Below are 20,645 nucleotides of genomic sequence, written 5' to 3'. Positions count from 1 at the left end.
GTCAACTGTCAATAATTTATACACAAGCTTTTACAAATCGTTTAGTAATATCCGATTTTTCTGACATTTATGGCCCGGTAAAAATGACATTGCCCTTAATGTTAGTTGTTCCCGGATCTACTCCACCTCCAGAAACCGCAGCTACTTCTTGCTCAGATAAATCATTCGTAGTTTTATCCTGAGCAATGAAATTTTTATTTTCTTTTGAAAAAGATGGGTTTGGTACAGCACCTCCAGAAACAGAAGCTACTTCCTGCTCAGATAAATCATTCATAGTTTTATCCTGAGCGATATGCTCTTTATTTTTGGAGTCTTTGTTTTCACTCATGGTATATTTATCCTTGATTTTTTAGGTATTTATCCGCATTTTTGCCACTGACTAATTATTATTAATCACTTATATCAAATTTATCCATGCTCTATTCGGATTGATACCTTATAGCTTAGAAGCAATAAAATATTTTTACAATACACAATATTTAGGTGGGAATAACAATTTTTTAGTTTCTGATATTTTCCGAGAGAGTAGGGGATGGGGAAAAGTATATATATAAATGTTGTGTACAAGTTAAATGATGATCTAATTTGAAACCAGATTAAAAATGTGAAGAACTCAGCGCGAAGCCGGATCGCCGAAAATAGTGGTTCCTGATTCTAAGCAGGATATAATTTCTGCAATGTCTAGGGATTTTTTTGCCTTAATAAGATTACTAAGAAAGGCTCGCCGGTTTTGCCAGCCAGAGCGCGGTAACAGAGGAGACTGAGTGTTATGCTGATTATCTAAGCTCTTGGACAACTCCAGATCGTCAGATTTCGTGTAGGAAACTGAGTCGTTTTCTACAGCAAGGAAATTACCAATATTGTCAGGGCATCTCTGACAATATTGTGTGGAGCATCCAAATGAAATCGGTTATATTGCAATCTGGTTCAGTTAGAGTGTGAAGAACCCCCTTTTTAAGGAGGCCGCTCTTACTTCATTCCGAATGGAATGTTTTGGGTAAAAAAGTCTTAACTCAAGCGGATTGGGCTATATTACATCTTTAACAACGTCTGTAACTGTTTTGGTAGCATCAACGACTAAGTTCTTAGTTGTGTCCAAAACATCTGTTACCACTCCACCTCCAGAAACAGAATTTAGTTCGTGCTCAGATAACTCATTCTGAGCGATGAAATTTTTATTTTTGATTGCAAAAGATGCCTCTGGTGCAGCACCTCCAGAAACAGTACCTAGTTCGTGCTCAGATAACACATGACTATTACTCTTATCTAGACCAAGGAGATCTTTATTGTTACCTCCAGAAACAAAACCTAGTTCGTGTTCAGATAACCCATTTGGAGTCTTAGGAAAAGAGGTAGTCTTATTAGGAGGGATGAAATTACCTCCAGAAACAGAAGCTACGTCTTTCTCAGATAACTCATTTGTAGTATTATCTTGAGCGATGGGATTTTTGGGGTCTTTGTTCTCAGTCATTGTATATTCTTCTTTGATATTTTAGCTATCTAACCGTATTCTTAGAAGTGACTAATCACGATCAATCACTTCTGTGATGAAATTTATCAATACTCGGTTTAGATTGATATCTTATAGCTTAGAAGCGATAAAATATTTTTACAATACACAATATTTCTGTGGGAATAACAATTTTTTACTTCCCGATATTTTCCGAGGCAGTAGGGAATGGAGAATTGAGAGTGGGTAAAAGTTTTCCTCCAAGTGTTCTGTACGAAGTACATGAATATCTCACTTGAAAACAGGTGAAAATGTGAATAACTCACCGCGAAGCCGGATCGCCGAAAATAATGGTTTCTGATTCTAAGAAAGATGTAATTTCTGCTATGTCTAGGGATCTTTTTGCCTTAATAAGAGCGCTAAGAAAGGCTCGGCGGTTTTGCCAGCCAGAACGGGGTAACAGAGGAGACTCAACATTATGCTGATTATCTAAACTGTTGGACAACTCCAGATTGTCAGATTCTGTGTAGGAAACTGAGTTGTTCTCTACAGCAAAGAAATTACCAGTTGTTTCGTTCATATTATTTTTCGCTTTCAAGATGGGATGGGCTTAGTGTTTTTCGGAAAAATAACAAGTAAAATAAGTAGGCCGCACTTGCTAATTAACCACTTACTAGAAAATATAGCGATGTCTACGACGGGCTATTCGGCGTCGCTCTTTTGTATGTAATACATTCTCTTCTCTCTCCTCAGAAGAATCAGCCTTTGAGGCTTACTCCCCAACGCTACTAGAGTTGAGGTTGTTCTTGTTAGGTTTATATTGGACTCAACTGATACCAATTCTGTATGAAGATGCCCTAAACCATATTTAAGTACAAGAAAGAAAAACGAACCGCAAAGTCCGCAAAGAACACAAAGAAAGAAAGAAAGAAAGAAAGAAAGAAAGAAAGAAAGAAAGAAGAAGTTATATCAAGTCCGGTGAATCACTTATGATTACCGTATCTGTGCAAAAATCGGAAAAGCCTCTTTCCCCCTGCCCCCAGCAAGAACTGCGCTCTAAATAGATAAGTCTTTAGCCGGACATGATATTAAGAGGGTTTGGCGCAGCCTCACAAAGAAATGGTATGAGAATCGCTATATGCTGATTTAGGTTTATCCTGCCAGTTATCGGGCCACTGGATACGGTCGGCAGTAAAATGAAGTGGATCGTTCTCAGTCCAAGGAGCATCAAGCGGCTCCTCAACAAGAGCGAACTCTCCGTTATCAAAAGGAAGTCCCGGCGCTGGCACTTTTGGGTAAACTCGTTCTCGGATATTGCGCTTTGCCTGTTCTAGGGCCCGGTGATGGCAGTAAGGGTTGTTCCCTCTGCGATCGAAGAAGACGTGCGCCGTCCAAGTGCAGCCGCCACGGCAAAGTTCAGCGTACTCACAACTTTTGCAAAATCCCCATAAGTGGTCTGTTCCTTGGGAAGTACCAGCATTCAGGTTAAACCGCAACTGTTCTGTTTGTTCAATAATTTCTCGTAGGGGGCGATCGCGAATGTTGCCACCTGTATAAGCAGCTGTGGGTAATGAAGGACAACCTTTAATTGCACCGTCTGCCTCAAGACCTATTGTAGATAGTCCGGCACCGCAACCCGACCAAAAGCTCCACTCATCTGCTCCTCTTCGCAAAATCCGCTCGTAAGGACCGTAATAACCAATATTGTTCCCAGCCTGAATTATAACTCCTTCACGATGGCCACGACGAGCAACCTCAGCCAGCATTGGGTAGAGATCCAATAACTCGGATGGTTGCAGTAGTATATCTGCGTTGTCTGCGGCATTGCCCATTGGGACAGTAAGCTGGATTTGCCATGCACGCGCACCCGCATCACGAATCTGCTCGTAAATCTGCGGAAATTCTGGAGCGCTTAAGCGGTTAATCTGTGTATTACAACCAAAAAACTTAAGACCAACTTCTCGGAAATGGCTCATGGTTCTTAATGCAGACTGCCAGGAACCTTTGCGACCACGGAGGCGATCGTGCGTTGCTTCGAGTCCATCGATGGAGACAGATACTGAAGCAATACCTGCTTCCTTCATCCGTTGAGCCGTCTGTAGTGAAATGCCAAAGCCCCCAGTTGTCATACCACAGAGCATACCTGCTTGAGTAATGGCGCTGGCAATCTCCAACCAGTCAGGACGCATAAACGCTTCCCCGCCGATCAGGGTCACTTCTTTAATCCCGACTTCGGCAAGCTGTTGTACAACCAAGAGAGCTTCTTCAGTCGAAAGTTCTTGAGTGCGGGCAACTCCTGCCCGAGATCCACAATGACTACAAGCCAAATTGCACTTTAGAGTAATTTCCCAAACCGCATAACTAGTACGGCGATATTCCTTAGGCATGTACGCTTACCCTCTATAGGAGAATTTATTTAGAAAAGAAGAACACTTTAAAATATCAATGTCAAAAAGGCCAAGAAAGTTCGCCCGGAAAAACCGCACCAGATAACGTGCCGATCACTATCGGATTTATTGGTAGCGCCACTCCACCAGTAACTGTCTCTAACATCGGTTCACTAAGTTCTCTGTTTCTTAGCCGCCTAAGTTCGTTAATCACAACTCCCCATTCTTCTGGAGTAAAATCATAGCCAGTCGCTCGTATTGTTGCTCTGCGTTGATCGTCAGTGGCAGCGTTTCGCAGTTGGTTTCGGAACGCTTCATCCTTGGCTATTCTCTGGTAGAACGCTCTGGCATTTTCGATAGACATATCTTTACTTCTTTGTTGAGAGCCATCTGATACTGTCTCGGTTAGGGGGAAAATAGGTTCCCCCATTATCCTGAAGTATAAGTTGTTACTACTCAGCCTAAGAAAGTTCGTCATTGAGAGGAATTACGGGAGAAACTACTATCCCATACATTGCCTGGGCCATAATACCACCACTAACTGCTTCTAGCTGCGACTCGCTGAGTTCTTGATCATTTGACTGTTTAATTTGGTCTACGACGGTTGCCCATTCTTCTGGAGTAAAATCATAACCAGCCGCTTGTATAGTTGCCCTACGTTGATCGGGACTGTCAGCGTTCCGCAGTTGGTTAGCGAACGCTTCATCGGTACTTACTTTCTGGTAAAATGCTCTAGCGCTTTCGATAGACATACTTTAGACCTACTCTTAGTATTTACCTGACAGATTAGAGGCTGTAACTGCTGACCACAATCCACTATTTTTCTGATAAGACTAACAATTTTTTACTTCTATTTTATTTATGGCTTAAGTAGGTAGGGGCGAAAATTTATAACTATGTCATTGTAAAGGGAGCAAAGCAAAGTGAAGCGATCGCAAGGGTTTTGAAAATTTTACATTTTGTTACATAGTTAGGTTTATTTATGCCTACCTACTTATATCATGTCCGGCTGATTAGTTATGATTATTGCATGTGTGCAAAAAGCTGAAAACTCCCCCTGCGCTCTTAATGATAAGTCTTTAACCGGACATGATATTACAGGCTGCGATCGCTATTAATCGTGGGACACCATACCGCATTAGAATCAAGGCTGCAAAAACGGAGATTTCCTTGCTTTGCCTTTGGTTAAAAGTGCCTCAGCAAGCGCTTTATTCAGAGCCATCTGATACTGTCTCGGTTAGGGGGAAAATAGGTTCCCCCATTACCCTCAAGTAGAAGTTGTTACTACTCAGGCTAAGAAAGTTAGATAGAAGAAACTACCCCATACAATGCGCGAACCGAGCCATCCCCCAAAGGTAACGTTAATCCACCACTAACTGCTTCTAGCTGCGACTCGCTGAGTTCTTGATTATTTGACTGTTTAATTTGGTCTACGACGCTTGCCCATTCTTCGGGAGTAAAATCATAACCAGCCGCTTGTATAGTTGCCCTACGTTGCTCGTCACTGTCAGCGTTCCGCAGTTGATTAGCGAACGCTTCATCCGTACTTACTTTTTGGTAAAATGCTCTAGCGCTTTCGATAGACATACTTTAGACTTACTCTTAGTATTTACCTGATAGATTAGAGGCTGTAACTGCTGACCACAATCCACTATTTTTCTGATAAGACTAACAATTTTTTACTTCTATTTTATTTATGGCTTACAAGCTGCGATCGCTTTTTATTAGTGTAAATAAGGGACGGGGAGGGGAGACAAAGCGCAGCTTTGGTGGGGTGAGGTAATTCGGTAATAAGTAATGACGCAGACATGATATCACCAATAAAAGGCGATCGCGCTGTTCACTCATAAAACGGCAAGATGCGATCGCAGCGCGACATTCTCAAGAATTATTCACTTCAAAATAATTCAAAATATTCTCTTTGCTCCCAGTTAGTCACCTGCAATAAATAGTCTTCTGGTGGCTTATCGGCGACGGACTGCAAAAAGCGATTAATTTCGCTCTGTTTCATCTTAATCATGAAGTTTATAAACTGCTGCCCCATTTTTTGAGAAAAAAGTTCGCTTTGGCTCAAATATGAAATCGCCTCTGGCAGACTTTTGGGTAAGGTCGGACTTTCTGTAGTGTAAGGTGACTCTGTTGGAGAGCCAGGGTCAACTTTATGATCCACACCATCTAACCCAGAAATCAATTGCGATGCCATATACAGGTAGGGATTGGCTGCTGGTTCTCCAATTCGGTTTTCAATGTGGGTCGTGGGGTCATCATAACCGCCTTGTAATCTAATCATTGCTCCTCGGTTTTCCAACCCCCACCCAGCACGATCGGGAGCTAGGGAATAAGGTCTAAATCTTTTGTAGCCGTTAATTGTCGGGGTTGTGAACACAGAAGCGGCATTAGCGTGTTTAAGAAGACCACCAACGAAGTATTTACCTAAATCAGACATTAGGGTTTTGGCGTTTGCAGACATGAAAGCGTTCTCGCCTGTGGTTCGGTCTACAAGGGATTGGTGCAAATGCCAGCCATTAGAAGAAGAACCTTGCAGTCCTGGACGACACATAAATGATGCCATGTAACCTTGCTGACGGCAGATTTGCTTGGTCGCCATTCGGAATATCATCATTGTATCCGCAGCTTGCAACGCCGGGATCGGGTCAAAGGTAAATTCAAATTGACCGGCACCTCCTTCGTTTTCTACGCTCCTTAAAGGCAATCCCATTTCAACTAAGTTTTCTGCCAGAACGCGCAGCAAATCGTGAATCTCTGGATTGTGGGATTCTAAAAGGTATTGGAAGCTATGCTCTACGGCGGTAACTAATGCAGGTTCACCAGGTTTTCCAGAAGTACCAACATTAGCGATCGCTAACATCGGATCTGACAACTTTGCCAAATACCACTCAACTTCTAAGCCGACAATATGCTCCAACCCTCTTTGATGCAACTCTTCCAATGATTGCCGCAAAATACCGCGACTGGAAAAGGGCATTACCTGACCATTTTGAAAGTACTCGTCACAGAGGATAAAACCAGTGCGTTTTGCCCAAGGCACAATTTTGAAGGTATCAGGGTCAGGAACAGCCACAAGATTTGGCGCACCTGTCATCTGAGACATATCTAAGCTCCCGCCCGGAACGAACGGGTTAAATACTATTGCACCACCAGTATCAAACAGGAATGTCCCTGTGCTGATTTGCATACCGTTTTCTAAGGCGCTTAAAAACGCCTGGGGTAAGAGCGACTTGCTGCGAACAATGCCATGCTGGTCCGCCCAAGCAGTACGAATCAACAATAGATCCCGTTCTTTGACAACAGCCTTGATCTTTGAAGATGCTTCTTTTTGGATTTCTGTCCACAGCTGATGACGCTCAATAAATCCAGGTATTTTCATTTAAAATTAAATATCATAAATATTGCATTATTGCAAGTAGGTTAACAAAACTTTGTATTTTTCCTGTGAATCCACCGATACTGTTAGCGAAAGGTTTTGATGGCTATCAATCAGATTTCTCACTCTCAATCGCTTGGAGGATTAGGCATTATACATCAATATCAATCAGATGAAGCTAAATCTAGAAAGGAAAGGATTGAGGTTAAATTTGTACCGCATCAACTCATCTATCTTTAGGCAGATTTTATAAAAATCAAAATCAAATATGGTGTTAGCAAGAATTTAGTTCCGGTTTACTCAATTGTAACTAGTAGTCTGCCCAGCCAAAATTGCGTTTGTAAAAATTGGAGTGTATGTTAAAGGGGGGAAGGGATAAAACACCCCAAAACATCTTCTGTTGCTCTTAGCAAAGTGCAAGCAATAGAAAATGCTTGGAATACCCGTGATTTAGAAGGAGTTGCCGCTGTGGCACGCCATTACAGTCACTTGCAGTAAATTTGTCCATAGGAGGCTATTTAATCAATGAAAAGCTTTTTCAGCCCCGCAGTGCCTCAGCCGATAAATTGAGGTTTACATGAATTCGCAAACATTGTCATATAAAACGCGAACACTTTGTTGTTTGTTTTAGACTCTATTTTCCTTAAGCGAACAGTATTGACACGAGTGCAAGTCAGGCATTGGCGAGATCGCTGCTTTCATGAAACTGCCATGCGATCGCAATAGTAGCAGTCAGTAGAGGGGAGCATCCCGTCAGGTGCAAAAACTTTGTGTTTGCCCTCATCCCCTACCCCCGAATCCCATCATTTGAAAGAGGGGAACTAGAATCATGTTTCCCCTCTCCCATTTTTGGGAGAGGGGCTGGGGGTGAGGGAAAAGATTTAAGCCAAAATTGGGATGCTCCCTGGTAGAGTCGCTTTTAGGTTTTCAATGGAATTAACTATCAGGCTTTTGGTTGAATTAGACATACACCAACTTCAGTATTAACCAGGTGTGTAAAATAGTTGTTTGAAGCGAGACAAGCGCGTTGTGGCAATCGGTATTTAAGGGCGATCGCCAGCTTCTAATCGGTTCACAAGCTGGTGCTTTCCTTGGCGGCTTACCGTCGAGCGGTGTGCCAAATAGCCTTTTGTGTTCCCGGTTGAAGTCCCATTGGCATCATAGCGATCGCAGAAGTTTTCCGTCTACTGACTTTTCCTAACTCATTAGAAAATAGGCGAACTGGAAGTTAAAAAATAAAAAATATGTGTTTTAGTCTAAAAAAGGCAAAATTGCAGGTATGCTAAGTTTAGGAAAATGCAATAATTGTGTAGTTTTTGTAGTCCTGTAATTACAAGGAGTAATAGCTATAAAATCACAGCTTCTACTGAGTTGCTTAAAAACTTGGCTATTCTTACCCACAATTCTTGCTTGGGTTAATAAATTTTTGTGGAGGAATAAATCCCTTTTGTCCTCTACCTTTAGAAGTAAAGTAGAGACTTGAGTTTTTAAATTAGCAATTTAACCGAAGAAGTGTTGCATTAATCATAAAAAAAATGTATTGTTTAAATTGATATTTAACAAATACACAAGAAAAAACACATAAATACACAAACGGGAGAAATGAAAAAATTGTTTGATTAATTCATGAGCAGTATTAATATGTACTTTGCAGGGTTAGCCTTTGCAAATTACGATTTAACAAGCATTTCAGGATTTGACAATGAATCATTGCATTTCTTGAAAATTTCCTGTGGGTAGCAATTTTTGTCTAACCTGATATCTGTAGTATCTAAAAGATTTGTGTTCGCTGATTTGAACTAATTTTATTTACGGATATTGTTTTGAGAAGGGAAGGCTGTAATGTTAATTTGAAATAGCAAATTTACTTCAAAAATCAGCTAAAAACCATAGTATAGTTAGATTTACTTTGGAACATCCAAAATGTTACCAGGTAAAAATTAGGCTCTAACTTAAACTGTGAGGTAACCCCCCCAGTCTCGCAAAAGACCAGAGGGATTATCCAACTTTTAGCTGTTTATCAGGCTATCAATACAAAGTTAACCTTTGTGGGCTAACTTAATATCCATTTTTCTGCAAAATCTCCGGCAAGAGAAACTTCAGAATAAATAGCGGCACTTTTGTGCAGCCAGTTTTAGCATGAACAACAACTAATTACAATTATGACACTAACTCTTCGTCAAAATCAAGCTTTAATAAGGCAATTATTTGTAAGCTTTAACGCTTGCAAGAGCAGTTTATTGTACCAACTCAGCGCAACAGCTAAAATTGTGATTCATAATGCAAATTATGGCTCAATATAAAATTTGTTTATCTATTTTCGAGGAAATTGTCAATTCTCGCCAAAATTAGCAGAATAAAATCCTAAAAATTGGATTTTAAGACACAAATTCAGCCAATTTAATTTTCTTTCTAGGCAAAATTAAGCACCTAGCAAATTTGGTTAGCTAATCTGAGAATTGTAGCAATTAATCAATCATCTATGCACTCCAATCAAGATAAATAAACACATCTGGAGATTGCTTGTTTAGCAACGCCTTTATTTGCAGTAAAAGCGGATAGTTATATTCAAAGCAACATAGGTGCATAGAAAGCAGGGATCAAAATTTTAATTTTTGTAGCGCGTTTTAGGAGGTGAGTTAAGTGCTATATCTATATTTTTTTCCAAACATCAATTTATTTGCATTCAAGTATGAATTTATTTGCACCATCTTTTTGATTTGAGCGAGGCGATCGTCAAATGAGTTTTTGATTGAAAAAATTTTAAAATAAATGCAGAGGTCACAATCTAGAAGGCAAAGAAATATTAATGCAAACCCTAGTTGTGGGTAGAAAGCTCACTAATATAACAAAACGAAATTTGTATTAATATGCGTAGCAGAAAATACAAAAGAGCTAGTGCAATCTCTGGTTCTACCCAAATAGAAAAACCTGCTGCGTAGGCGGGTATCTTCACTTAAATGGACTGGGATCATCTCGCGTCGAATTCTACGCTTAAAAATGTAGCTTGCTCCTGTTTGCTGAATAATATATCCAATACTGCAATATTGGACAGAATGGAAATTGTTCACAAACTTGAATGTAAGAAACATCCACTATTATTATTCACTTGCAAATCTAATTTAGTTGATTGCAAGCACAACAACGAGTTGGCATTTGCATGTTTGTAATTTAATTACTAATATTTGCAAATCCTAATTTCGCTCCTCTATAAGGGGATAAATAAAAACTTTATAAAGATATTGGAGTAAGTAAAAATCTATGGTATAGACAATAAAGTAGTTGTTATATCATTAAAAAAACAGAGCAAATAAGGATGAACAAGCATTTTTAGAATCCGATTACAGGAAAAAGATGTCCCAGATGTTCAGCGTATGGATGCCAAGATTAGAAGTTAAATAGGCTTTTCTCGTGGCTTTTAGGCTTTAATGCCTGTAATCTAATAATTAAAAATTTACTATAATTTCCTTTTTTGCCTACTAACAAAAAAGGAAATTGGAAACAGTATTTTTGAATACATTTCTAGGATAACTAAATCTCTATCAGTAGAGGTATTTATGAAAAAAAATTAAATAGTGTGTTGACTTATAAACAAATTAACTATATTGTAAATCCATAAAACACAAACGAAAGTTATCTCTAATTTGTGGAATCGGGGAAACAGATATAAATTAATTAAGACAGCAACCAACCAACGTTAATCAGCAAGGAATAAATTAGTATTTCTCACTTGATTTATGTTCTTAAGTTCCAATCCATAACTTAAATCTTTGTTAATTAACAGGATTTAGTGAGATTAATTCAGGATATTTAGAAAATAAAATAGTCTTATTGACATCATGCGATCGCTCTAAATTGATGCAGATTAAAGATAATATCTGGCTGCAAAATCTAACTGTAAGTGACATAGAGGTACATCGATGAGTGTTTATTCCAACAGCTTAATAACTCCGGATCAGTTTTCAACATTAGTTGAATTGCTGATTTATAGAGCAAAAAATCAGTCTGAGCAGAAAGCTTATACTTTTTTACAAAGTATAGAGAAAGAAGCAGCATCGTTGACTTATGGAGAATTACATCTGCAAGCACAAGCGATCGCAGCTAGTCTCCAGGCTCTAAACCTTGGTGGTGAACGGGCTTTGCTGCTATATCAACCCGGTTTAGATTTTATTGCTGCTTTCTTTGGATGTTTATATGCAGGCGTTATTGCAGTTCCGGCATATCCACCCAGACGAAATCAAAAATTGTCCAGGTTGCAGGCGATCGCCGCAGATGCTCAAGCCAAGATTGTACTAACTTCTAAATCTATTTTAGATAACCTGCAAACTGGCTCCAATCAAGAAGATTTAGAAATTTCTGGATTGCATTGGCTAGCTACCGATGAGTTGAGTAACGATCTTGCAGTTGTATGGGAACCGCAAGAATTGACCGCTAATACCTTAGCTTTCCTTCAGTACACATCTGGTTCTACAGGGACACCAAAGGGGGTGATGATCACTCATGGTAATCTGCTGCATAACGAGCGGATGATCGAGAAAGCCTTCGGACATACAGACAAAACTATCGTTGTTGGTTGGTTGCCTGTTTTCCATGACATGGGACTCATTGGAAATGTCTTGCAACCCTTATATTTAGGGGTTCCTTGCATTCTGATGTCTCCAGTAGACTTTCTCCAAAAACCAATTCGTTGGTTGCAAGCAATATCTCACTACAAAGCTACAACTAGTGGTGGGCCAAACTTTGCTTACGATCTGTGCATTCGCAAGGTGACACCCGAACAGTTAGCAACTCTCGATCTCAGCAGTTGGGAGGTTGCTTTTACCGGTGCTGAACCCGTCCGTGCTGAAACCTTAGAGCAGTTTGCTTCTACTTTTGCACCTTGTGGCTTTCGTAAAGAAGCATTTTATCCCTGCTACGGTATGGCAGAAACCACTCTGATAGTAAGCGGGGGTGAGAAAACAGCTTTACCAATCACTTGCAACGTAGATAAAGCAGCATTAGAGCAAAACCGAATTGTCAAGCAGGATAAGAGTCGCGGAGATATCCAGACAATAGTAGGTTGTGGGCAAAGTCCTTCCGATCAGAAGGTGATCATTGTTGATCCCCAATCTTTAACCATGTGTGCACCTGAGCAAGTCGGGGAAATCTGGGTAGCAGGGCCGAGTGTTGCTCAAGGTTATTGGAATCAACCCCAAGAGACAGAAAAGACTTTCCAAGCCTATTTAGCAGATACAGATATAAGCGATGGTGAAACCTCAATCCCATTTTTCCGCACTGGAGACTTAGGATTTTTGCAAGATGGAGAGTTGTTTATCACAGGGAGAGTCAAAGATGTAATTATCATCAGAGGACAAAATCATTATCCCCAAGATATTGAACTGACTGTTGAAAAGAGCCATCCAGCCCTGAAACCTGCTTCAGGAGCCGCATTTTCCATCGATTTCAAGGGTTCCGAGCGACTAGTTATTGTTCAGGAGGTAGAGCGCAGTTACTTACGCAAGTTAAACGTTCAAGAAATTCTTGGAAATGTAAGACAAGCAGTGATTGCACAGCATGGACTAGATATATTTGCTACGGTACTGATCAAGACTGGAAGTATTCCCAAAACCTCTAGTGGCAAAATTCGCCGTCAAGCTTGTCGAACTGCATTTAATGCTGGCACCTTGGATGTCATGGAAGATTGGAGCGAAAATCCTCAGAACAAAGCTAAGTTTAAGGATCTAGAAGCAGAGGTTGATTCTGTTTTAAGGCAGTTAACACCTACTAACCACCCATAAATGGCAGAGATACAAGATGAGTTTTGTTAAATACCTTCAGAGGCAAAAAGAAGCGATCCCAAATAAATACCTGCAAAATCTTTAAAGGTTTATCTATAGGTAGTTAAATTAAAAACTATCATGTATTTCCAACAGATGAGTTGCAGTAGTGGCAGATAGCTCCAAATACCGGGACAGGCAACCAAGGCGGACGCATTACACAATTACTTGTCGTGTCTGGCCAAGTAAATCTCCAAGTTCGTCCCCTAACTAATAAGGACTCTCGTGTAGAAATTAAAACCCCGGCTGGAGTTGCTGGAGTCCGAGGGACTGAGTTTGGCGTGAGCGTTCAAAATGACGGAAAAATGGGTATTGGAACTAAAGAAGGAGCAGTAGCTACCTCTGCTCAAGGAGAAACAGTGCTGGTAAATGCTGGATTTAAAAATCTGACTATCCCTGGACAACCACCCTTACCAGCAGTTCCTTTGCGAGAAGATACTCGTTTGAATGTTAGTCAACTTCTAGCTAAAGGTAAACAAGTCCAGATTGTTGGTACTGTTGATCCGGTAAATATACTGTTAATTAATCTACAGCCTCAAAATGTTGATTCAAATGGCAGATTTGATATTACTGTTCCTTTACCTTCTAACCGCAAAGTAGAAGCTACAGTGTCAACACCGTTAGGGACAAAACAACTATATCAACTGGCAGTTCCTTAAATTTTGAGGAGTAATTGGGATGGTTATAGCGGTTCTGGTTTATGTGAGGTACATCGGTAGGGGTCAGGCAGTCCCATGCACCTACACTTGGCGATTTAATATTGTACCGCATCTGAATGGGAACCGCTATATGTGGCTTGTTGCGCGATCGCTCCAATCGCCAAAGTCACGCTCCTTAGAAGCAGCTTTTTCTCTTCAAGGTGAATGGAAATGAAAGAATGTCGAGCAGATTTTCTTTATTCACTCTATGTTGCATTTTTTTAAACATCTGTTACATTACTTTACAGACAGTTACAACTGCTACAATACTTAAACTTTGGAGTTTTACTCATGTCAGGTTTTAAGAATTCTGCGCCTGTTGTTTCAGAAGATCCTAATGCTGTGCGTTTTGGCTTCACTCCTCAGAGTGAAAACTGGAACGGTCGTCTTGCGATGATTGGTTTTTTATCTGCCATTTTGATTGAAGCTTTTTCTGGTCAAGGTTTACTCCATTTCTGGGGTCTTCTCTAAATTGATCATAGTAGAGGCGCATAGCCGTGCGCCCCTACTGTTTATATTCCACCCAAGTCATTTGTTTCTAACCTATGGCAAATGTTGGGATTGGGGACTTCCAAAAAATAAATTATCAACAAAAACCAAGAATCCATGCTTAAGCAATAATGATAATCATTTCTTAGGGGGAGGATTGAAAACACTACGAAAGTAAGGTGTGTCAATGTGGATGCGTTAGCGAAGCTCACCGAAGGTATCGCTATCAGATTTTATCGAAAACAGCCTTCGACTTGCAAGAAGTGCAAAGGGCAGTTGCTGTTTTAGGTAAACCTGCTGTTTAGTGAATTCTGTAAAATTTCTTGACTTAGAGTTTCAGTTACCCTGAAGATAAAAGGGTTAGATATCTTGTCACAGTATTAGGCACATCTGATATCGGCTTATTTCCTTTCATTTCCCTACTATTTAGGGTAAACACAGAGGGTAAGGGCGATAGGCATTAACGCGGCAAAAAACTAAAAAAAGTACGCACGGATTGCTAAAACGTGCCTGGACGCAGAGGGTTAAATGCGCCGTTGCACCCCGATGAAGCGTCAAGAAATAGCTGATTAAATCAAATTCTAAGCGATTTAATCATATATTTTGTAGCAGATACTTGTGGAAAAGAAAATGCTAGGTGTAAATGTTCTTATGAAAGTTGGCGATCGCGTCCGCGTTAAAGATTCGGTAGTAGTGTATCATCATCCTGAACATCGGAATCAGCCTTTTGACATCAAAGGCACTGAAGGCGATGTAGTAGGTATTGCCACCCAATGGCGAGACAGACCAGTAAGCGCTAATTTGCCGATTGTAGTCCAGTTTAGTAAAAAGTTTAAAGCCCATTTACGTGAAAATGAGTTAGAAGTCATCTAAATCACTTATCGGCGGCGAAACCACTGAAAAATATTCAGTTCGCCGCGCATTCTTTTAAGCTCTTGACGGTTCTGTTCTGCTGTAGTATAATACCAGTCACAATAACGCTGAAACTCCGATCGTGAACGAACTTCGTGGTAAAACTGATGAGTTGTTTGGTAAGCCGCAAATGCTTCCTCAACTTGGTGTTGAGGGGATGGCATAATATAAGGTAAATTTTTAGACATAAAGTTAATAGAGTTAATAAAGTTAGGAGTTAGGAGTTAGGAGTTGGGAGTTGGGAGTTGGCAGTTGGCAGTTGGCAGTTGGGAGTTAGGAGTTGGGAGTTGGGAGTTAGGAGTTAGGAGTTAGGAGTTAGGAGTTGGCAGTTGGCAGTTAAAAGTTTAGGAAATTACTACATTTCATAATTAACAACTCATAACTCATAACTTATAACTCATAACTCATAACTCATAACTCATAACTCATAACTCATAACTCATAACTCATAACTCATAACTCATAACTATAATTAAAGCCAGCCGCGTAAGCGATAAACTAAATAACCAATGTACTCTTTTAAAGCGCTGGTAAATTGGTGCAAGTTGTCGGTATCAGGTAATAAATTCAGTATAGCGGCTTTGGGAGTGTTGCCGAGTTCTTGTAGTTCACCCTCACTAACAAGAAAGTCAGTCGGTGCAGGAATGACATTAATTCCTTGACGTTGGAAAATCTTAAGCGATCGCGGCATGTGCATTGCAGAAGTAACTAATAATACCTGATTTATGCGACGAGACTGCAAAATTTTGCGGACATTTACAGCATTTTGATAAGTATTTAGAGATTCAGGTTCTTGGATAATTGCCTGAGATGGAATACCAATAGATGTGAGTATTGTTGCCATATCTGCGGACTCTGAGGAACCGCTACCACGCCAATCGATGCGCCCTCCGCTAAGAATGATTATAGGCGCTCTTTTCTGACGATACAGTTGTGCAGCGTAGATTACGCGATCGCCTGCTTCACTCAAATCGACGGTAGGTCTTGGGAAAAAAGCTGATTTGGTTGCGCCACCCAAAACTACAATTGCTTCTGCAACTGGTATTTGGGCGAGTGGAAGATTTTGCCATTCTAGCGATCGCACTAATGATTTAGCAATCCAAGCATTACTACAAAATAGCAATAAAGTCAAAGAAAAAGCAATTGCGATCGCCGCAGTGCGCGGCCTTTTCCACAACGTGACTAATGCTACTACCAAACTCACACAGGCTAATCCTAGTGGATAAAAAAACAGTGGCAGTAATTTGGATAGATATAAAAACATAGTGGCAAGTCAATACTTTTCAGTTAAGAATTAAGCGGTATTGAGAATAGAAAAGGAAAAAGGTATCGCTATTTAGTAGAACAATTATTAATTTACTCTGCTTTTGTTCTGAGCCGAGAAGTATTGCCTTAGTTTTGAGCTTACTTAAATCAGGTGATCTAAGCCAATGTGCCGTTGATAAAATTTATTTATCTATTTGATAATTAAGAATATTTGCTCTTATGAATTATATTTCATAAAGTTAAATCAGCATTTTGTAGTGAGTACCTATTGAAGTTAGTTTTTGGCTTTAGTCCCATACCTAGCGGATTCAACTATATAGTCAGTAGAGATAGTATATGACTCAACAAATCGAGCTAAAAATCAATCAGAGCGCTCATGGCTTAAAAAAAGAATGTCTTTCATACGGGGAAGTGTTTGCACAATCAGTAGCGGTGATTGCACCCACAACAACACCCGCAGCTAATTTAGGTTTAATCTTCGCCAGTTCAGGTAACGGAACTTGGCTGAGTTTCTTGTTAGGGATGATTGGGCTATTGTTTGTTGCTATCAACATTAACCAATTTGCGCGGCGTTCAGCTTCTCCAGGTTCGCTATACTCCTATATTATCAAAGGTTTAGGTTCTACAGCAGGTGTTATGTCTGCTTGGGGTTTGATTCTGGGTTATTTATTTACCGGGATGTCAACCTTATCTGGCTTTGCAATTTTTGGCGAATCTTTGCTGGGTCATATTGGCATACACACCCATACTTTAACATTGTTCGCACTGGGGACGGGTCTGGCTTGGTATGTGGGTTATAAAGACATTCAGTTATCAGCAAAGATGATGTTGGTACTTGAAGGCATCTCTGTGGTTTCAATTTTGTTGTTAGGGATGATTGTTTGGGCGCACAAGGGCTTTGCAATTGATATGTCCCAACTGAGCCTCAAAGGAGCTACCCCAGGTGGGATCTCACTAGGAATTGTCCTGGTTGTGTTTGGTTTTTCGGGTTTTGAAAGTGCTACGTCTTTAGGAGATGAAGCTAAAAAACCACTGAAAAATATTCCCAAATCTTTGATTCAAAGCACGATGTGGTCTGGTGTATTTTTCATGTTCATGGCCTATGTGGAAGTGCTGGGCTTCAGTGGTAGCTCTGTAGATTTGGGCAAAACTGAGGAGCCACTGGCATTTTTGGCAAATCAAGCAGGTGTAGGCTTATTGGGAACGTTAGTTAGTATTGGTGCATTATTGAGCTTCTTCGGTTGTACTCTTGCTTGTATCAATCCCGCAGCCAGGATCGTGTTCATGATGGCACGGAATGGTTTGTTTCATAGTTCTTTGGGTAAAGCCCATGATTCTAACCTGACGCCCCACACAGCAATTGCCCTGTGTTCCTTGATTACATTTATGGTCCCTAGTGCGTTGAATTTATTTAGCATCAAGCCTTTTGAAATTTTGGGTTACACCGGAACACTTTGCACGTATGGTTTCTTAGTCGTATATATTTTGGTTTCAATTGCTGCTCCAATTTACTTGTATCGCATCAAAAAACTTCGCTCAATGGATATCTTATTTTCAGTTTTAGGCGTAGTTTTTATGATGATTCCTGTTCTCGGTACTGTCGGAATTCCGGGTAGTACTCTATTTCCAGTGCCAGCAGCACCTTACAATACCTTCCCTTACTTGGTCTTACTGTACTTTGTTGCGGGGTTTGGATGGCTTGTCATTCAAAAACTGCGTTATCCCAAAATGGTGAAGAAAATGGAACGCTCCATTGATGAGATTCACGCTCGATTCCAAGACGAAACCCTTTAATTTCTGATCACCTTCGTTATTTTTTCAAGTTAGGCTACAGTTCCATTAGGAGCAAACCTAAGATTTTAGACCCTTGTCCAATGCCCAATGCCCAAATTACTACTTTTGCCAAAACCGGAAATTGAAACTACTTCCAGCACCGCGACGGTAACGGCGGGTTGTTCTTCTTGTTTGCCGTTTGTTGATCCTCTCATTTGTTGCTTGACCTTCGCCGTCTTCTGACTCTTCAACTTGCAACTGAGTTCTAGTCTCTTCCTTACTTCCCCACCAAGCAGTAATCCAGCCTCCAGCTAAAGCGCCTATTCCACCTAGCAAGATACTCATAGGTGCTGGATACCCTAAATATACAAAACCCAGCATGAAAAATAACCAGTATTTCAATCCTGTATCGACACCATCAGAGGAGGCGACAGTTGACGTTTGGGCGCTATTATCGGTTACATTTGTGATCCAGCTTAAGATGAAACCGCCCATGATTCCTAAGAAGATGCTCAGGGCTGGTGCAGAGCCGGTCATTATTAATATAAATGTTAAAAATCCCCCGAATAACAGTTGAGAAAAGAAGCTGGGAGAAATACTAAAAAAATCGTTCTTTTTGTCTGCCATAGAGTAAAAAAGCTATTAACTAACTAGATAGGGTAAAAATTTCTCGTTTGAATAAGGCAGGAGGCAGGAGGCAAGAGGCATGAGGCAGGAGTCAGGAGGCAGGAAGCAGGAGGCAGGAGGCAGGAGGCAGGAGGATCTTAGCCTAGTTTATCTTTGTTGACATAGTTTGGTTTTATTATGCCAACTTACTGAATTACGAATTACGAATTACGAATTACGAATTACGAATTATTTTAATTGTGCCTGTTGTGGTTGAGTTGTATCCCAAATCTTTACATAGGATTGTTCTTCTTCAGTGAAAGGTTCAGCTTGTTTGATTTGTGAGGCTAATAAATCGGCAGTTGCATCAGCGATATCACCAGTGCGATTGTTCAGACGTTCTTTTAGAACTTCTAGCGGTGCTGTGCATTGGATAATCTGAACGGGAAGTTGGTGCTTTGTAGCTTGAGCGATCGCTTCTTGCCGTAACTGCTGGCGATCGTACTTGGCATCCAAAATCACCGAAAAACCTTGTCTAGCCAGGATAATTCCCAATTCCAACAGCCGTGTGTAGGTTTTTTCGGTCATCTCAGGGGTATACAAATCATCACTACCTTTTTCCCACAAGGGAATTCCCCCTAAATGTTTCCGCACCGCATCAGAACGCAGGTGAATCGCTCCTAGTTGACGGGCTAAATGCCTTGCTGTGGTACTTTTACCAGAACCCGACAACCCCGACATCAAAATTAGTTCTCCCAGCTTTGGCTTAGTGTAGTCCCAAGCCTGTTTGTAATACTCAGCAGCCGTTTTTGTCGCTTCTTCCTTTACCGTCGCGGGTACACTCGGGTCGTCTAGCAAAAATGAAGTTACCTTCGCACGAACATAAGCCTGACGGCTTAAATACAAGGGTAGCACCTGCAAGCCTTCCCAGTCTCCAGTTTGCTCTATGTATGAATTCAAAAACGCATTACCCAAGTCTTTGCGTTGCCGCGCTTCCAAATCCATCACCGTGAACGCCACATCGTACATCACATCGACAAAGCGAAACGGCTCATTAAACTCAATGCAATCGAACAGCAAGATTTTATCGTGCCACAACGCAATATTTCTCAGGTGTAAATCCCCATGACATTCACGAATATAGTTGTTATGAATTCTGCTAGCGAATAATTCTGGACGTTCGGCAAAAAACTTATCTGTATATTGCTTTGTTTCTATAAATTGCGCCTGAGTCTGGGGGCTACCAATATACTTTTCAGTTTGTTGATAATTCTCGTCAAAGGCAGCCCGAACTTTTGGCACTTCGCCAAAACTGCGAATATAATCATTCGTCTGTGCTTCGGCATGATATTGAGCCACCACCCGTCCCAACTCATCTAGGTGTGTCTCATTCAACTTACCCTGCTCAAATAGTGTACTTAATAGCGACTCTTGCGGAAACTGGCGCATCTTTAGCACATATTCTACAGGCTCATCACTTCCTCCTAAATGGTATTGTTCCCCTACCAAAGTTATGGGCAAAACTTCTAAATACAGTTCACCTGCGCCTCGTTGATTCAACCGCAACTCTTCCTGAGAAAAATGTTGCCGCTTCTCTAAGGTAGAAAAATCTAAAAAACCAAAATTCATCGGTTTTTTTAGTTTATAGGCGTAATCCCCAGTCAGCAGCACATAAGAAATGTGGGTTTGAATTAATTGAATAGGTTCTGTTACTGGATGGGGATAAAATCCAGGTTGCAACATTTGCTCAATAAAAGCTGGAAGAGTCGCTTCTGTCATCTCTCTCCTCTGCGCTCTCTGCGCCTCTGCGGTTCAAATACAAAAAAACCAGGAGTTCCCTCCTGGTATCATCAAAAATTATTA

At 40.6% G+C, this 20,645-nt stretch carries 21 protein-coding genes; 8 read left to right on the top strand and 13 right to left on the bottom strand.

The window, feature by feature from the left end; all coding sequences use genetic code 11:
• Nucleotides 1-67: 67 nt before the first annotated feature.
• The 6 genes from V7K73_RS01640 to V7K73_RS01615 form a co-directional block, all read right to left on the bottom strand.
• Nucleotides 68-328, bottom strand: coding sequence for a hypothetical protein (locus V7K73_RS01640; RefSeq protein WP_334876536.1), 261 nt, complete (start codon nt 326-328; stop codon nt 68-70).
• Between the two features lie 699 nt (nt 329-1,027).
• Nucleotides 1,028-1,471, bottom strand: coding sequence for a bacteriocin (locus tag V7K73_RS01635; protein ID WP_334876534.1), 444 nt, complete (start codon nt 1,469-1,471; stop codon nt 1,028-1,030).
• A 301-nt stretch (nt 1,472-1,772) separates the two neighbouring features.
• Complete coding sequence (locus V7K73_RS01630; RefSeq protein WP_334876532.1) at nt 1,773-2,030, bottom strand: hypothetical protein; 258 nt, start codon at nt 2,028-2,030, stop codon at nt 1,773-1,775.
• A 529-nt stretch (nt 2,031-2,559) separates the two neighbouring features.
• A complete protein-coding gene (locus tag V7K73_RS01625; protein WP_334876530.1) occupies nt 2,560-3,837 on the bottom strand; it encodes a nif11-class peptide radical SAM maturase 3 in 1,278 nt (425 codons plus the stop codon).
• 61 nt (nt 3,838-3,898) lie between these two features.
• Nucleotides 3,899-4,201, bottom strand: coding sequence for a Nif11-like leader peptide family natural product precursor (locus tag V7K73_RS01620; RefSeq protein ID WP_334876528.1), 303 nt, complete (start codon nt 4,199-4,201; stop codon nt 3,899-3,901).
• A gap of 97 nt (nt 4,202-4,298) precedes the next feature.
• Nucleotides 4,299-4,589 carry a Nif11-like leader peptide family natural product precursor gene (locus V7K73_RS01615; RefSeq protein ID WP_334876526.1) on the bottom strand — a complete coding sequence of 97 codons (291 nt, stop codon included), beginning with the start codon at nt 4,587-4,589 and terminating at the stop codon, nt 4,299-4,301.
• Between the two features lie 337 nt (nt 4,590-4,926).
• Between V7K73_RS01615 and V7K73_RS01610 the strand changes: the two genes are divergently transcribed.
• Entirely contained in the window at nt 4,927-5,112 is a 186-nt protein-coding gene (locus V7K73_RS01610; RefSeq protein WP_334876524.1) for a hypothetical protein, read from the top strand.
• A gap of 27 nt (nt 5,113-5,139) precedes the next feature.
• Here the strand turns inward: V7K73_RS01610 and V7K73_RS01605 are convergent, their stop codons facing one another.
• The 3 genes from V7K73_RS01605 to V7K73_RS01595 form a co-directional block, all read right to left on the bottom strand.
• On the bottom strand, nt 5,140-5,424 hold the full coding sequence (locus tag V7K73_RS01605; protein ID WP_334876523.1) for a Nif11-like leader peptide family natural product precursor: 285 nt from the start codon (nt 5,422-5,424) through the stop codon (nt 5,140-5,142).
• A 114-nt stretch (nt 5,425-5,538) separates the two neighbouring features.
• Nucleotides 5,539-5,685: a hypothetical protein gene (locus tag V7K73_RS01600; protein ID WP_334876521.1), complete on the bottom strand. Its 147-nt coding sequence runs from the start codon at nt 5,683-5,685 to the stop codon at nt 5,539-5,541.
• Between the two features lie 49 nt (nt 5,686-5,734).
• Complete coding sequence (locus tag V7K73_RS01595) at nt 5,735-7,225, bottom strand: glutamine synthetase family protein (protein WP_334876519.1); 1,491 nt, start codon at nt 7,223-7,225, stop codon at nt 5,735-5,737.
• A 1,024-nt stretch (nt 7,226-8,249) separates the two neighbouring features.
• Here V7K73_RS01595 and V7K73_RS01590 point away from each other — a divergent pair.
• From V7K73_RS01590 to V7K73_RS01565, 6 genes are all read left to right on the top strand, one after another.
• Nucleotides 8,250-8,423, top strand: a complete 174-nt coding sequence (locus V7K73_RS01590; protein WP_334876518.1) for a hypothetical protein — start codon at nt 8,250-8,252, stop codon at nt 8,421-8,423.
• A gap of 2,719 nt (nt 8,424-11,142) precedes the next feature.
• Nucleotides 11,143-12,999, top strand: coding sequence for a fatty acyl-AMP ligase (locus tag V7K73_RS01585; RefSeq protein ID WP_334876516.1), 1,857 nt, complete (start codon nt 11,143-11,145; stop codon nt 12,997-12,999).
• A gap of 155 nt (nt 13,000-13,154) precedes the next feature.
• Nucleotides 13,155-13,697: a FecR domain-containing protein gene (locus V7K73_RS01580; RefSeq protein WP_334876556.1), complete on the top strand. Its 543-nt coding sequence runs from the start codon at nt 13,155-13,157 to the stop codon at nt 13,695-13,697.
• A 19-nt stretch (nt 13,698-13,716) separates the two neighbouring features.
• Complete coding sequence (locus V7K73_RS01575; RefSeq protein WP_334876514.1) at nt 13,717-13,911, top strand: hypothetical protein; 195 nt, start codon at nt 13,717-13,719, stop codon at nt 13,909-13,911.
• Between the two features lie 116 nt (nt 13,912-14,027).
• On the top strand, nt 14,028-14,207 hold the full coding sequence (locus V7K73_RS01570; protein ID WP_334876512.1) for a high light inducible protein: 180 nt from the start codon (nt 14,028-14,030) through the stop codon (nt 14,205-14,207).
• A 669-nt stretch (nt 14,208-14,876) separates the two neighbouring features.
• Complete coding sequence (locus V7K73_RS01565) at nt 14,877-15,098, top strand: ferredoxin-thioredoxin reductase variable chain (RefSeq protein WP_181985194.1); 222 nt, start codon at nt 14,877-14,879, stop codon at nt 15,096-15,098.
• 5 nt (nt 15,099-15,103) lie between these two features.
• Here the strand turns inward: V7K73_RS01565 and V7K73_RS01560 are convergent, their stop codons facing one another.
• Both V7K73_RS01560 and V7K73_RS01555 read right to left on the bottom strand, forming a co-directional pair.
• Nucleotides 15,104-15,325, bottom strand: a complete 222-nt coding sequence (locus V7K73_RS01560) for a hypothetical protein (protein ID WP_334876508.1) — start codon at nt 15,323-15,325, stop codon at nt 15,104-15,106.
• 284 nt (nt 15,326-15,609) lie between these two features.
• Complete coding sequence (locus tag V7K73_RS01555) at nt 15,610-16,401, bottom strand: YdcF family protein (protein WP_334876506.1); 792 nt, start codon at nt 16,399-16,401, stop codon at nt 15,610-15,612.
• Nucleotides 16,402-16,739: 338 nt separating this feature from the next.
• On the opposite strand from V7K73_RS01555, the gene V7K73_RS01550 reads away from it, so the two are divergent.
• On the top strand, nt 16,740-18,197 hold the full coding sequence (locus V7K73_RS01550; RefSeq protein ID WP_334876504.1) for an APC family permease: 1,458 nt from the start codon (nt 16,740-16,742) through the stop codon (nt 18,195-18,197).
• Nucleotides 18,198-18,296: 99 nt separating this feature from the next.
• On the opposite strand, the gene V7K73_RS01545 is transcribed toward V7K73_RS01550, so the two are convergent.
• Together V7K73_RS01545 and V7K73_RS01540 are read right to left on the bottom strand one after the other, a co-directional pair.
• Nucleotides 18,297-18,803, bottom strand: a complete 507-nt coding sequence (locus tag V7K73_RS01545) for a hypothetical protein (RefSeq protein ID WP_334876502.1) — start codon at nt 18,801-18,803, stop codon at nt 18,297-18,299.
• 228 nt (nt 18,804-19,031) lie between these two features.
• Nucleotides 19,032-20,561: a bifunctional aminoglycoside phosphotransferase/ATP-binding protein gene (locus tag V7K73_RS01540; RefSeq protein WP_334876500.1), complete on the bottom strand. Its 1,530-nt coding sequence runs from the start codon at nt 20,559-20,561 to the stop codon at nt 19,032-19,034.
• Nucleotides 20,562-20,645 lie beyond the last annotated feature (84 nt).

The sequence above is a fragment of the Nostoc sp. genome (assembly GCF_036916975.1).
Classification (GTDB): Bacteria; Cyanobacteriota; Cyanobacteriia; order Cyanobacteriales; family Nostocaceae; genus Nostoc.
The sequence above is the reverse complement of the archived record's forward strand: the minus strand, read 5'-3'. Positions and strand labels throughout refer to the sequence as shown.

Coding starts and splice junctions, on each gene's coding strand:
- V7K73_RS01640 (WP_334876536.1), bottom strand. CDS start 328: ATGAGTGAAAACAAAGACTCCAAAAATAAAGAGCATATCGCTCAGGAT.
- V7K73_RS01635 (WP_334876534.1), bottom strand. CDS start 1,471: ATGACTGAGAACAAAGACCCCAAAAATCCCATCGCTCAAGATAATACT.
- V7K73_RS01630 (WP_334876532.1), bottom strand. CDS start 2,030: ATGAACGAAACAACTGGTAATTTCTTTGCTGTAGAGAACAACTCAGTT.
- V7K73_RS01625 (WP_334876530.1), bottom strand. CDS start 3,837: ATGCCTAAGGAATATCGCCGTACTAGTTATGCGGTTTGGGAAATTACT.
- V7K73_RS01620 (WP_334876528.1), bottom strand. CDS start 4,201: ATGTCTATCGAAAATGCCAGAGCGTTCTACCAGAGAATAGCCAAGGAT.
- V7K73_RS01615 (WP_334876526.1), bottom strand. CDS start 4,589: ATGTCTATCGAAAGCGCTAGAGCATTTTACCAGAAAGTAAGTACCGAT.
- V7K73_RS01610 (WP_334876524.1), top strand. CDS start 4,927: ATGATATTACAGGCTGCGATCGCTATTAATCGTGGGACACCATACCGC.
- V7K73_RS01605 (WP_334876523.1), bottom strand. CDS start 5,424: ATGTCTATCGAAAGCGCTAGAGCATTTTACCAAAAAGTAAGTACGGAT.
- V7K73_RS01600 (WP_334876521.1), bottom strand. CDS start 5,685: ATGAGTGAACAGCGCGATCGCCTTTTATTGGTGATATCATGTCTGCGT.
- V7K73_RS01595 (WP_334876519.1), bottom strand. CDS start 7,225: ATGAAAATACCTGGATTTATTGAGCGTCATCAGCTGTGGACAGAAATC.
- V7K73_RS01585 (WP_334876516.1), top strand. CDS start 11,143: ATGAGTGTTTATTCCAACAGCTTAATAACTCCGGATCAGTTTTCAACA.
- V7K73_RS01575 (WP_334876514.1), top strand. CDS start 13,717: ATGGTTATAGCGGTTCTGGTTTATGTGAGGTACATCGGTAGGGGTCAG.
- V7K73_RS01570 (WP_334876512.1), top strand. CDS start 14,028: ATGTCAGGTTTTAAGAATTCTGCGCCTGTTGTTTCAGAAGATCCTAAT.
- V7K73_RS01565 (WP_181985194.1), top strand. CDS start 14,877: ATGAAAGTTGGCGATCGCGTCCGCGTTAAAGATTCGGTAGTAGTGTAT.
- V7K73_RS01560 (WP_334876508.1), bottom strand. CDS start 15,325: ATGTCTAAAAATTTACCTTATATTATGCCATCCCCTCAACACCAAGTT.
- V7K73_RS01555 (WP_334876506.1), bottom strand. CDS start 16,401: ATGTTTTTATATCTATCCAAATTACTGCCACTGTTTTTTTATCCACTA.
- V7K73_RS01550 (WP_334876504.1), top strand. CDS start 16,740: ATGACTCAACAAATCGAGCTAAAAATCAATCAGAGCGCTCATGGCTTA.
- V7K73_RS01545 (WP_334876502.1), bottom strand. CDS start 18,803: ATGGCAGACAAAAAGAACGATTTTTTTAGTATTTCTCCCAGCTTCTTT.
- V7K73_RS01540 (WP_334876500.1), bottom strand. CDS start 20,561: ATGACAGAAGCGACTCTTCCAGCTTTTATTGAGCAAATGTTGCAACCT.